This window comes from Streptomyces sp. S.PNR 29 (genome assembly GCF_030386795.1).
Lineage (GTDB): Bacteria > Actinomycetota > Actinomycetes > Streptomycetales > Streptomycetaceae > Streptomyces.
Genome location: NZ_JANUQM010000003.1, coordinates 742575 through 756683, shown reverse-complemented (window position 1 = coordinate 756683; position 14109 = coordinate 742575). Strand labels below are relative to the sequence as shown.

Below are 14109 nucleotides of genomic sequence, written 5' to 3'. Positions count from 1 at the left end.
CTGAAGCAGTTGAGAGCCCGGCTGGTACCTGTTCAGGACACGCCAAGGTCGCGGTCGATGAAGTCGAAGATCTCGTCGTCGGTGGCGGCTTCGAGATCGGTCGTCGTGGCGTCCTTCTCAGCGGTGCTGAGCTGGGTGATGAGGTCACGAAGGTGATCGACGATGTCCTCGCGTGCCTGCGGATCGGTGGCCACGCTGTCCAGCGCTTCGCCGATCCGCGTCAGCTCCCGCCTGATGTCGAGAACGTCGCTGATGCCCTGCTGCCCGTCCTCGGCGAGGTCGGTGTGCAGAAGGTCGGCGACGCGCTCGGAGTTGGGGTGGTCGAAGACGAGGGTGGCGGGCAGCCGCAGCCCGGTCGCCTTCTGCAGCCGGTTGCGCAGCTCCATCGCGGTCAGCGAGTCGAAGCCCAGGTCCTTGAACGGCCGGCTCGGCGTGATCTCCGCCGTGGACCCGTGCGCCAGCACCTGCGCGGCCTCCTGCCGCACCATCCCCAGCAGCAACGCCCGCTGCTCCGCCTCGGTCAGCCCCGCAAGCCGCTCCCGCAGCCCCGCACCGGCCGCCTCGTCCGCTGCCTCCGGCTCGGGGTCGGTCACGTCGCGCAGTGCCCGGGCGGCTTCGGGGACGTCCTCCAGCAGCGGCCGCCGCCGGGCCATCGCATACCCGGGGGTGAACAGCGCCCAGTCCATGTCGGCGACCGTCACCGACACCTCGTCCTGCTCCAGCACCTGACGCAGTGCTCGCACCGCCAGTGCCGGATCCAGCAACCGCACCCCGCGACGCGACAGCTGCGCCGCCGTCTCGCCCTCCGCCATGCCGGTGGCCTGCCAGCCACCCCACGACACCGAAGCCCCGGCGAGGCCCTGCGCCCGGCGCTCCCGCACCAGACCGTCCAGGAAACCGCCCGCAGCGGCGTTGGCCCCGTTGCCTCCGCTCCCCCACACGACCGCACCGGAGGAGAACACCACGAACGCGTCCAGCTCCAGCCCGGCCGTCAGCTCGTCCAGGTGACGGGCGCCGGCCACACGAGCCGACATCACTTCGCCGAAGTGTTCCGGAGTCGCTTCGGCGACCTGGGCGTAGCCCGAGGTGCCGGCGGTGTGGAAGACGGCGGTCAGCGGATGCTCGGCCGGGATGTCCGCGATCACCTGTGCTAGGGCTGCGCGGTCGGTGACGTCACAGGCGGCCACCGTCACCTCGGTGCCCAACGCCCGGAGTTCCTCGACCAGTTCACGTGCCCCGTCGGCCTCCGGGCCACGACGGCTCACCAGCAGCAGACGGTCAACACCCTCACCGGCCAGCCAGCGCGCGAGATGACCGCCGACACCGCCGGTGCCACCCGTGATCAGCACGGTGCCCTGCGGCTTGAACTCCCGCACCGGCACCGCACCCGCGCCCAGCGGCGCCCGCACCAGACGACGGGCGTACACGCCCGAGGACCGTACGGCGACCTGGTCCTCGCCGTCACCGGCCGCCAGCACCGCCACCAGCGCGGACGACACCCGCGCATCCCACTCGACGGGAACGTCCACCAGACCGCCCCACACAGCGGGCAGCTCCAGACCGGCCACCTGACCCCACGCCCACAGCGCCGACTGCCCAGCACGCACCACGTCCCCGGCACCCACCGCCGCCGCGCCCTGGGTCAGCACCCACACCGGCGCCGACAACCCGGCATCCGCGTGCGCCTGCACCAGCGCCAGCGACGACGCCAACGCGGCATCCTCGTCCCACGCCAGCAGCGACACCACACCCGCGATCTCACCCGCCCCGGCGAACCACTCCGCCAAAGCCCCACGATCCACAGGCGCATCCAGCACCCGCACCTCGGCACCCGCCCCGGCCAGCGCCTGAGTGACCCGCTCCACCGGAGCCTCCGGACCGGAACCGACCACCAGCCACACACCACTCAAGCGGGCCTGGAGGGACATGCCGTTGGCGCGCCATTCGGTGCGGTAGCGCCAGGAGTCGAGGGTCGTCTGCGACCGCCGGCCCTTGCGCCAGGCCGACAGCGCCGGCAGCCAGGCCTCGGCGGCCTCGATGGAGGCGGAGTCCATGCCGTCGGAGGCGTCGAGCACCTGGGCGAGATCCGCCAGGTCCTCCCGCTCGACGGCGTCCCAGAAGGCGGCATCCACCTCGTCCGTCGACGCGGTGTCGATCTCGCCGCCGATGGTGACGCCTTCGAGCCAGTAGCGCTGGTGCTGGAAGGCGTAGGTGGGCAGGTCCACCCGGCGGGCGCCGCTTCCGGCGAACGCCACCGACCAGTCCACCGGGACACCCGCGACGTACGCCTCGGCCAGCGACGCCAGGAGCCGCCGGGCACCGCCCTCCTCACGCCGCAGCGAACCCAGGGCCACGACCGGGCGGTCCGCCGCCTCGCCGGTCTCCGTCACCGCCACGGTGAGCACCGGGTGAGGGCTGGACTCGACGAAGACCCCGGCCCCCTTCTCCGCCAGCAGACGCGTGACCGGCTCGAAGTTGACCCGCTCACGCAGGTTCGTCACCCAGTACCGGGCATCCAGCCCGGCCGTGTCCAGCCGCTCACCGGTCACCGTCGAATAGAACGCCACCGACGACGACCGCGGCTTCAACTCGGCCAGCTCCGCCAGCAGATCCTCGTTCAACGCATCCACCTGCGCCGAGTGGGAGGCGTAGTCCACCGCGATACGACGGGCCCGCACCCCCGCCTCCTCGCACTCCACCAGCAGCGCGTCCAGCGCCTCGACCTCACCCGACACCACCACCGACGACGGCCCGTTCACCGCCGCCACCCCGATCCGGCCCTCGAACCGGGCCAAACGCTCCTCCACCTCAGCCACCGGAAGCGCCACCGAGACCATCCCGCCCCGGCCCGACAACTTCTCCCGCACCAGCCGCGAGCGCACCGCGACCACCCGCGCACCGTCCTCCAACGACAACCCACCAGCCACACACGCAGCAGCCACCTCACCCTGCGAGTGACCCACCACCGCCGCCGGCTCCACCCCGAACGACCGCCACACCGCAGCCAGCGACACCATCACCGCCCACAACACCGGCTGCACCACATCCACCCGCGCCCACAACGGGTCCTCCGCGTCCCGGAACACCACGTCCTTCAGCGACCAGTCCACGAACGGCGCCAGCGCACGCTCACACGCCACCATCGACTCCGCGAAGACCGGCGAGGCATCCCACAACTCCCGCCCCATACCGACCCACTGCGACCCCTGACCCGGGAACACGAACACGATGCGTCCGTGAGCCTCGGCCGTGCCCGCGATCACATCCGGGCTCGGCTCCTGGGCCGCCAAGGCGCGGACGCCCTCCGTCAGCGCCGCCAGGTCGCTGCCGACCACGACCGCGCGGTGCTCCAGGCCGGCGCGCGTCGTCGCGAGCGAGAACGCCACGTCGGCAGGGTCGAGGTCAGGTGTGCGCTCCACCAGGTCGCGCAGGCGCTGTGCCTGGCCGCGCAGGGCACCGCCGGATCGGGCGGAGATCACCCAGGGGACGACGGACGTCGCCAGTGCCGGGGTCGCCGGGCTGTCGGTGCCGGGCCGGGCCGGTGCCTCCTCGTCCGCCGGTGCCTCTTCGATGATCACGTGCGCGTTGGTGCCGCTGATTCCGAACGAGGAGACGCCCGCGCGGCGCGGCTGCTCCGTCTGGGGCCATTCCCGTGCGTCGGTCAGCAGCTCCACGTCACCCGCGGACCAGTCGACCTCGGGCGTCGGCTCGTCCACGTTGAGCGTCTTGGGCATCAGTCCGTTCCGCAACGCCAGTACGGACTTGATGACGCCCGCGACGCCGGCGGCGGCACCCGTGTGGCCGATGTTCGTCTTCACGGAGCCGAGCCACAGCGGCCGGTCGGCCGGGCGGTCCTGGCCGTAGGTGGCGAGCAGTGCCTGCGCCTCGATCGGGTCACCGAGCTTGGTGCCCGTGCCGTGCGCCTCGACCATGTCCACGTCCGCCGGCGTCAGGCCCGCGTTGGCCAGCGCGGCACGGATCACCCGCTGCTGCGACGGTCCGTTCGGGGCGCTCAGGCCGTTCGACGCACCGTCCTGGTTGATCGCCGAGCCACGGATCACCGCGAGCACCTCGTGACCGTTGCGGCGCGCGTCCGACAGGCGCTCCAGAACGATCATGCCGACGCCCTCGCCCCAGCCGATGCCGTCGGCCGCCGCCGCGAACGCCTTGGTACGTCCGTCCTGCGAGAGTCCGCCGAGCGTGTCGAACTCCGCGAACGCTCCCGGCGTGGCCATGAGGCCCACACCGCCGGTCAGCGCGAGGGAGCACTCCCCGTTGCGCAGCGCCTGGGCGGCGAGGTGCAGGGCGACCAGCGAGGACGAGCACGCCGTGTCCACGCTGACGGCGGGCCCTTCGAGGCCGAGGGAGTAGGAGATCCGCCCGGACATGACGCTTCCGGAGGATCCGGTGACGGCATAGCCCTGGCTGGTCGGCGAATTCATGAGCAGGGCGCCGTACTCGACCGCCGTACCGCCCACGAAGACGCCGGTGTCGCTGCCGCGCAGCGACTGCGGGTCGATGCCGGTCCGTTCCACGGCCTCCCACGAAGCCTCCAGCAGCAGTCGCTGCTGCGGGTCCATCGCCATGGCCTCACGCGGCGAGATCCCGAAGAAGCCGGCGTCGAAGTCGCCCGCCTCGTGCAGGAATCCGGCACGGCGGAGGCTGCCGAGGTTCCAGCGGTCCCAGCCTCGGTAGGAGGGGAAGTCGGACAGCCCCTCGCGGTTCTCCACCACCAGCTGCCACAGGTCCTCCGGGGAGGCCACCCCGCCCGAGTAACGGCAGGCCATGCCGACGATCGCGAGCGGCTCGTCGTCCGCGGCCCGGACGACCTCGGTGGGCCGTACGGCGTCGGCGTCGGTGCCGAGGAGTTCACCGCGCAGGAGGGCGGCGAGCTGTCGAGGGTTGGGGTAGTCGAAGACGAGGGTGGCGGGCAGCCGCAGTCCGGTCGCCTTCTGCAGCCGGTTGCGCAGCTCCATCGCGGTCAGCGAGTCGAAGCCGAGGTCCTTGAACGGCCGCTCGGGGGTGATCTCGGCGGTGGAGGAGTGAGCCAGGATGCCGGCGGCCTCGTCGCGCACGAGGTCCAGCAGCAGGTCGAGCTGTTCGGCCTGGCCGAGTGCCGCGAGCTCCGCCCGGAAGGCCGATCCGCCCGTGTCCTCGCCGGTGGTGTCGTCGGATTCTTCGGCGAGTGCCCGCGCGGCCTCGGGAATGTCCTCGATCAACGGCCTGCGACGCGCCATGGCGTACCCGGGAGTGAACCTCCCCCAGTCCATGTCCGTCACCGTCAGCGCCGTCTCGTCCTGCTCCAGCGCCTGACGCAGCGCCTCCACCGCCAGTGCCGGCTCCATCGCCCGCACACCGCGACGCTCAAGCTGCTCGGCCGTGCTGTCCGTCGCCATACCCGTGGCCTTCCAGCCACCCCACGACACCGACGTCGCCACCGCACCACGTGCCCGGCGCTCCCACGCCAGACCGTCCAGATAGGCGTTCGCCGCCGCGTACGCACCATTGCCCGCACTGCCCCACACCGCGGCGCCCGAGGAGAACAGCACGAACGCGTCCAGCTCCAGCCCGGCCGTCAGCTCGTCCAGGTGACGCGCGCCGAGGGTCTTCGCGGCCATCTGCGCATGCATGTCACGGGGGTCCAGCTCGTGGACAGTGCCGTAGCTGGCGACGCCGGCGGTGTGGAAGACGGCGGTCAGCGGATGCTCGGCCGGGATGTCCGCGATGACGCGGGCGAGGTCCTCCCGGTCGGTGACGTCACAGGCGACCACCGTCACCTCGGTGCCCAACCCGCGCAGTTCCTCGACCAGTTCGCCGACCCCGTCGGCCTCCGGGCCACGGCGGCTCGTCAGCAGCAGCCGGTCAACGCCCTCACCGGCCAGCCAGCGGGCGAGATGACCGCCGACACCGCCGGTGCCACCCGTGATGAGTACGGTGCCCTGCGGCTTGAACTCCCGCACCGGCACCGCACCCGCGCCCAGCGGCGCCCGCACCAGACGGCGCCCGTACACGCCCGAGGACCGCACCGCGACCTGGTCCTCGCCCTCACCGGCCGCGAGCACCGCCGCCAGCCACGACGCCGCCTTCTCGTCCCACACGTCGGGAACGTCCACCAGACCGCCCCACACAGCGGGCAGCTCCAGACCGGCCACCTGACCCCACGCCCACAGCGCCGACTGCCCAGCACGCACCACGTCCCCGGCACCCACCGCCGCCGCGCCCTGGGTCAGCACCCACACCGGCGCCGACAACCCGGCATCCGCGTGCGCCTGCACCAGCGCCAGCGACGACGCCAACGCGGCATCCTCGTCCCACGCCAGCAGCGACACCACACCGGCGATCTGACCCGCTTCGGCGAACCGCTCCGCCAAAGCCCCACGGTCCGCAGGCGCCGCCTCCAGCACGCGTACCTCGGCACCCGCCGACGCCAGCGCCTGAGTGACCTGCTCCAGGGGAGCGTCCTGGCCGGGGCTGACCACCAGCCACACACCACTCAGGGAAGCCGCCGACGGCACCGTCACCGAACGCCACAGAGTCCGGTAGCGCCAGGAATCCAGTACCGCTCGCTCCTGGCGCCCCTTGCGCCAAGCCGACAGCGCCGGGACGACGCTCTCCCAGGCCTGCTGGTCGACCCCGTCGACGAGCGAGGCCACGCTCTCGATGTCCGCGCGCTCGACGGCGCCCCAGAACGCCGCATCCACCGGGTCGGTCGTCCCACCGCTGTTCTGACCGGGCAGTACTGCGCCGTCGAGCCAGTAATGCTGGTGCTGGAAGGCGTAGGTGGGCAGGTCCACGGACCGGGCGCCGGTGCCGTCGTAGGCCTTGGCCCAGTCGACGGGCACCCCGGCGACGTATGCCTCGGCCAGCGAGGACAGCAGCCGCCGGGCGCCGCCCTCCTCGCGTCGCAGCGAACCCACGGCCACGACCGGGCGGTCCGCCGCCTCGCCGGTCTCCGTCACCGCGACCGTCAGGACCGGGTGGGGGCTGGATTCGACGAAGAAGTGGTGTTCCTGTTCGGCCAGCAGGCGCGTGACGGGCTCGAAGTTGACCCGCTCACGCAGGTTGGTCACCCAGTACCGGGCGTCCAGCCCGGCCGTGTCCAGCCGCTCACCGGTCACCGTCGAATAGAACGCCACCGACGACGACCGCGGCTTCAACTCGGCGAGCTCGGAGAGCAGTTCGTCGTTGAGAGCGTCGACCTGCGCCGAGTGGGAGGCGTAGTCCACCGCGATACGACGGGCCCGCACCCCCGCCTCCTCGCACTCCACCAGCAGCGCGTCCAGCGCCTCGACCTCACCCGAGACCACCACCGACGACGGACCATTCACCGCCGCCACCCCGACCCGGCCCTCGAACCGGGCCAGACGCTCCTCCACCTCAGCCACCGGAAGCGCCACCGAGACCATCCCACCCCGGCCCGACAGCTTCTCCCGCACCAGCCGCGAACGCACCGCGACCACCCGCGCACCGTCCTCCAACGACAACCCACCGGCCACACAGGCGGCGGCGACCTCACCCTGCGAGTGACCCACCACCGCCGCCGGCTCCACCCCGAACGACCGCCACACCGCAGCCAGCGACACCATCACCGCCCACAACACCGGCTGCACCACATCCACCCGCGCCCACAACGGGTCCTCGGCGTCCCGGAACACCACGTCCTTCAGCGACCAGTCCACGAACGGCGCCAGCGCACGCTCACACGCCACCATCGACTCGGCGAACACCGGCGAGGCATCCCACAACTCCCGCCCCATACCGACCCACTGCGACCCCTGACCCGGGAACACGAACACCACGCCGGATTGCACGGCGCGCCCGGTGACCATGCCGGACGCCTGCCCGCCTTCGGCCACCGCCCGCATCCCGGCCAGCAACTCCTCCCGGTCCGCGCCCAGCACCACCGCACGCTGCTCGAACGCCGATCGCGACCCCACCAGCGAGAAGCCCACGTCCAGCGGGCCCGCTTCCGGCCGCTGCGTCAGATGCTCCACCAGCCGCGTCGCCTGCGCCCGCAACGCGGTCTCCGAGCGGCCCGACACGACCCACGGCACCACCGGCGAGGACACCGGGGCCACGGATCCGTCCCGCTGCTCGACCACTGCCGCGGTCTGCGGAGCCTCCTCCAGAATCAGGTGCGCGTTCGTCCCGCTGATCCCGAACGAGGAGACGCCCACGCGGCGCGGCCGACCCGTCTGGGGCCACTCCCGTGCCTCGGTCAGCAGCTCCACCGCACCCGCCGACCAGTCGACCTCAGGCGTCGGCTCGTCGACATGCAGGGTCTTCGGCATCAGTCCGTTCCGCAGCGCCAGTACGGACTTGATGACGCCCGCGACACCGGCGGCGGCACCCGTGTGGCCGAAGTTGGACTTCACCGAGCCCAGCCACAGCGGCCGGCCCTCGTGCCGGTCCTGGCCGTAGGTCGCCAGCAGCGCCTGCGCCTCGATCGGGTCACCGAGCTTGGTGCCCGTGCCGTGCGCCTCGACCATGTCCACGTCCGCCGGCGTCAGGCCCGCGTTGGCCAGCGCCGTACGGATCACCCGCTGCTGCGACGGTCCGTTCGGGGCGCTCAGGCCGTTCGACGCACCGTCCTGGTTGATCGCCGAGCCACGGATCACCGCGAGCACCTCGTGACCGTTGCGGAGCGCGTCCGACAGGCGCTCCACGACGACCATGCCGACGCCCTCGCCCCAGCCGGTGCCGTCCGCCGAGGCCGCGAACGCCTTGCAGCGACCGTCACCGGCCATGCCGCCGAGCGTGTCGAACTCCGCGAAGGCACCCGGCGTGGCCATGATGGTCACGCCTCCCGCCAGCGCCAGGTCGCACTCGCCGTTGTGGAGGGACTGGGCGGCGAGGTGCAGGGCGACCAGCGAGGACGAGCACGCCGTGTCGACGGTCACCGCGGGGCCTTCGAGGCCCAGTACGTAGGAGACACGGCCGGACATGACACTGCCGAGCGCGCCGGTCATGCCGTAGCCGCCGCCCGCCTCGGAGGAGCCCATCAGCACCGCGGGATAGTCCTGCGGGCCGCCGCCGACGAAGACACCGGTGGCCGAGTTGCGCAGCGACTGCGGGTCGATGCCGGCCTTCTCCACGGCCTCCCACGACACCTCCAGCAGCAGCCGCTGCTGCGGGTCCATCGAGGTCGCCTCGCGCGGGGAGATGCCGAAGAAGGAGGCGTCGAAGTCACCGGCTCCCTGGAGGAATCCGGCCTGGTCGACCGCGGGCGCGCCCCAGCGCTCCCAGCCCCGGTCGGTGGGGAAGTCGGACAGTTCGTCCCGGCCTTCGGCCAGCACGCGCCACAGGCCTTCGGCGTCGAGCACGCCACCGGGGTAGCGGCAGGCCATGCCGACGATCGCGAGCGGTTCGTCGTCCGCGGGCCGGGCGGTGGGCACCACCGTGCCGGAACCCGGCTCGGTGTCGACGAGTTCGGCGCGCAGCATGGCGGCCAGTCGTTCCGGGTCGGGGTGGTCGAAGACGAGGGTGGCGGGCAGCCGCAGCCCGGTCGCCTTCTGCAGCCGGTTGCGCAGCTCCATCGCGGTCAGCGAGTCGAAGCCAAGGTCCTTGAACGGCCGGCTCGGCGTGATCTCCGCCGTGGACCCGTGCGCCAGCACCTGCGCGGCCTCCTGCCGCACCATCCCCAGCAGCAACGCCCGCTGCTCCGCCTCGGTCAGCCCCGCAAGCCGCTCCCGCAGCCCCGCACCGGCCGCTCCGGAGTCCTCCTCGTCCGCGAGCTCCCCGGCCTGCCGCAACGCCTGGGCGGCTTCGGGCACGTCCTCGATCAGCGGCCGCCGCCGCGCCATCGCATACCCGGGGGTGAACAGCGCCCAGTCCATGTCGGCGACCGTCACCGACACCTCGTCCTGCTCCAGCACCTGACGCAGTGCTCGCACCGCCAGTGCCGGATCCAGCAACCGCACCCCGCGACGCGACAGCTGCGCCGCCGTCTCGCCCTCCGCCATGCCGGTGGCCTGCCAGCCACCCCACGACACCGAAGCCCCGGCGAGGCCCTGCGCCCGGCGCTCCCGCACCAGACCGTCCAGGAAACCGCCCGCAGCGGCGTTGGCCCCGTTGCCTCCGCTCCCCCACACGGCCGCACCGGAGGAGAACACCACGAACGCGTCCAGCTCCAGCCCGGCCGTCAGCTCGTCCAGGTGACGGGCGCCGGCCACACGAGCCGACATCACTTCGCCGAAGTGTTCCGTGGTCGCTTCGGCGACCTGGGCGTATCCGGACAGGCCCGCGGCGTGGAAGACGGCGGTCAGCGGATGCTCGGCGGGAATGCCGGCGACCACCCGGGTCAGGGCTTCGCGGTCGGTCACGTCACACGCCGCGACCGTCACCTGCGCACCCGACTCCCGCAACTCCGCGACCAGCTCGGCCGCGCCCTCGGCGTCCTCACCGCGCCGGCTGACCAGCAGCAGATGCCCCACGCCCTCGCCCACCAGCCAGCGCGCCAGGTGCCCACCGAGACCACCCGTACCGCCAGTGATGAGTACGGTGCCCTGCGGCTTGAACTCCCGCACCGGCACCGCGCCCGCGCCCAGCGGCGCCCGCACCAGACGGCGCCCATAGACACCCGAGGACCGTACGGCGACCTGGTCCTCGCCCTCACCGGCCGCCAGCACCGCCGCCAGCCACGACCCCGCCTTCTCGTCCCACACGTCGGGAACGTCCACCAGACCGCCCCACACACCGGGCAGTTCCAGACCGACGACCTGACCCCACGCCCACAACGACGTCTGCGCCGCGCGGACGGCGTCGTCCGAACCCACGGCCGCCGCACCCTGAGTCAGGACCCATACCGGCGCCGACAGCCCGGCGTCCGCATGGGCCTGCACCAGCGCGAGCGACGACGACAGTGCCTCGTCCTCGTCCCACGCCAGCAGCGACACCACACCGGCGATCTCACCCGCCCCGGCGAACCATTCCGCCAAGGCCCCACGATCCGCAGGCGCCGCCTCCAGCACCCGTGCCTCGGCACCCGCCGACGCCAGCGCCTGAGTGACCTGCTCCACCGGAGCGCCCTTGCCGGGGCTGACCACCAGCCACCGGCCATTCAGTGAAACCGCCGACGGCACCGTCACCGAACGCCACACCGTCCGGTACCGCCACGAGTCGATGACCGTCTGCGTACGACGGCCGTTGCGCCAGGCCGACAGGGCCGGAAGCACCGACTCCCACACCTGCGCGTCCGCCCCGTCCACCAGCGAGGCCACACTCTCGACGTCCGCGCGCTCCACCGCACCCCAGAACGCCGCGTCCGCCGGATCGGACGAACCACCACCGCCCTGCCCCGGCAACACCACGTCGTCCAGCCAGTAGCGCTGATGCTGGAAGGCGTACGTCGGCAGAGCCACCCGGCGGGCGCCGCTCCCGGCGAACGTCACCGACCAGTCCACCGGGACACCGGCGACGTACGCCTCGGCCAGCGAGGTCAGGAACCGCTGAAGACCACCCTCCTCGCGTCGCAGCGAACCCACGGCCACGACCGGGCGGTCCGCCGCCTCGCCGGTCTCCGTCACCGCCACGGTGAGCACCGGGTGAGGGCTGGACTCGACGAAGACCCCGGCCCCCTTCTCCGCCAGCAGGCGCGTGACCGGCTCGAAGTTGACCCGCTCACGCAGGTTCGTCACCCAGTACCGGGCGTCCAGCCCGGCCGTGTCCAGCCGCTCACCGGTCACCGTCGAATAGAACGCCACCGACGACGACCGCGGCTTCAACTCGGCCAGCTCGGAGAGCAGTTCCTCGTTGAGAGCGTCGACCTGCGCCGAGTGGGAGGCGTAGTCCACCGCGATACGACGGGCCCGCACCCCCGCCTCCTCGCACTCCGCCAGCAGCGCGTCCAGCGCCTCGACCTCACCGGACACCACCACGGAGGACGGCCCGTTCACCGCCGCCACCCCGATCCGGCCTTCGAACCGGGCCAGCCGCTCTTCCACCGCCTCCACCGGAAGCGCCACCGAGACCATTCCGCCCCGGCCCGACAGCTTCTCCCGCACCAGCCGCGAGCGCACCGCGACCACCCGCGCACCGTCCTCCAACGACAACCCACCAGCCACACACGCAGCAGCCACCTCACCCTGCGAGTGACCCACCACCGCCGCCGGCTCCACCCCGAACGACCGCCACACCGCAGCCAGCGACACCATCACCGCCCACAACACCGGCTGCACCACATCCACCCGCGCCCACAACGGGTCCTCGGCGTCGCGGAACACCACGTCCTTCAGCGACCAGTCCACGAACGGCGCCAGCGCACGCTCACACGCCACCATCGACTCGGCGAAGACCGGCGAGGCATCCCACAACTCCCGCCCCATACCGACCCACTGCGACCCCTGACCCGGGAACACGAACACGATGCCGCCGCGGGCCTCGGCCGTGCCCGCGATCACATCCGGGCTCGGCTCCTGGGCCGCCAAGGCGCGGACGCCCTCCGTCAGCGCCGCCAGGTCGCTGCCGACCACGACCGCGCGCTGCTCGAACGCCGACCGTGTCCCGACCAGCGAGAAGCCCACGTCCTTCGGGCTCAGGCCGGGCTGCTGCGTGAGGTGGTCCAGCAGCCGTGCGGCCTGCTCGCGCAGCGCCGCCTCGTTCCGGCCGGTGACCACCCACGGCGTCACCGGCAGCTCCGCCGGCGCGTCCCCGTAGGCCTGTTCCTCCGGTGCGGCCTCGGGAGCCTGCTCCAGGATCACGTGGGCGTTCGTCCCGCTGATTCCGAACGAGGACACACCCACGCGGCGCGGCTGCCCTGTCTCCGGCCATTCCCGTGCCTCGGTCAGCAGCTCCACCGCACCCGCCGACCAGTCGACCTGCGGGGTCGGCTCGTCCACGTGCAGCGTCTTGGGCATGACGCCGTGCTGGAGCGCGAGGGTGGCCTTGATGACGCCGGAGATGCCGGCCGCGGCCTGAGTGTGGCCGATGTTGGACTTCAGGGTGCCGAGCCACAGCGGCCGGTCGGCCGGGCGGTCCTGGCCGTAGGTGGCGAGCAGCGCCTCGGCCTCGATGGGGTCGCCGAGTGTCGTGCCCGTGCCGTGCGCCTCCACCATGTCCACGTCCGCCGGCGTCAGGCCCGCGTTGGCCAGCGCGGCACGGATCACCCGCTGCTGCGACGGTCCGTTCGGCGCGCTCAGGCCGTTCGACGCACCGTCCTGGTTCACCGCCGAGCCACGGATCACCGCCAGCACGGGGTTGCCGTCCCGGAGCGCGTCGGAGAGGCGCTGGATGGCGACGACGCCCGCGCCCTCGCCCCAGCCGGTGCCGTCCGCCGAGGCCGCGAACGCCTTGCAGCGGCCGTCGCCGGCCGATCCGCCGGTCGCGGAGAACTCGGCGAAGATGGAGGGGGTGACCAGCACCAGGACGCCGCCCGCGAGGGCGAGGTCGCATTCGCCGGTGCGCAGCGACTTGATGGCGAGGTGCAGGGCGACGAGGGAGGAGGAGCACGCCGTGTCCACGGTCACCGCGGGGCCTTCCAGGCCCAGCACGTAGGACACGCGGCCGGAGAGCACGCTGCCCGGGGCGCCGGTGAGCGCGTAACCGCCCGCGGCTTCCTCCGAGTTCATCACCAGCGCGCCGTACTCCTGCGGGGCTCCGCCGATGAACACCCCGGTCCGGCTGCCCTTGAGCGTGCCGGGGTCGATACCGGCCCGTTCCAGTGCCTCCCAGGAGGTCTCCAGCAGCAGCCGCTGCTGCGGGTCCATCGCCCTGGCCTCACGCGGAGAGATGCGGAAGAAGGCGGGGTCGAAGTTCCCGGCGTCGTGGAGGAAGGCACCCGTCCGTGCGGTGGGCACGTCCCAGTTCTCCCAGCCGCGGTCGGTGGGGAAGTCGGACATGACGTCCCGGCCTTCGGAGACCAGCCGCCACAGGCCCTCGGTGTCGCGCACGCCGCCGGGGTAGCGGCAGCCGATGCCGACGATCGCGACGGGCTCCGAAGAGGCGGAGGCGAGTTGCTGGTTCTGCCGCCGCAGCCGCTCGTTCTCCAGCAGCGAGGCCCGCAGCGCGTCGACGACCTCCGACATGGAACTGCTCATGCTCAACTCCCACTCACGTGTTTCGTCAATGCGCGAAAGACAGGCCTGTTTGCAGGCTATGAGGCCGGGACCTGGA

The 14109-nt window shown here is 72.4% G+C and carries 1 protein-coding gene; it reads right to left on the bottom strand.

What is annotated here, in order from left to right; genetic code table 11:
* Positions 1-32: 32 nt before the first annotated feature.
* Complete coding sequence (locus tag NW895_RS12025) at positions 33-14033, bottom strand: type I polyketide synthase (RefSeq protein ID WP_289935414.1); 14001 nt, start codon at positions 14031-14033, stop codon at positions 33-35.
* Between the last annotated feature and the right edge of the window lie 76 nt (positions 14034-14109).

Excerpts from the sequence above, each read along its gene's own strand:
- NW895_RS12025 (WP_289935414.1), bottom strand. The coding sequence starts at position 14,033 with ATGAGCAGTTCCATGTCGGAGGTCGTCGACGCGCTGCGGGCCTCGCTG.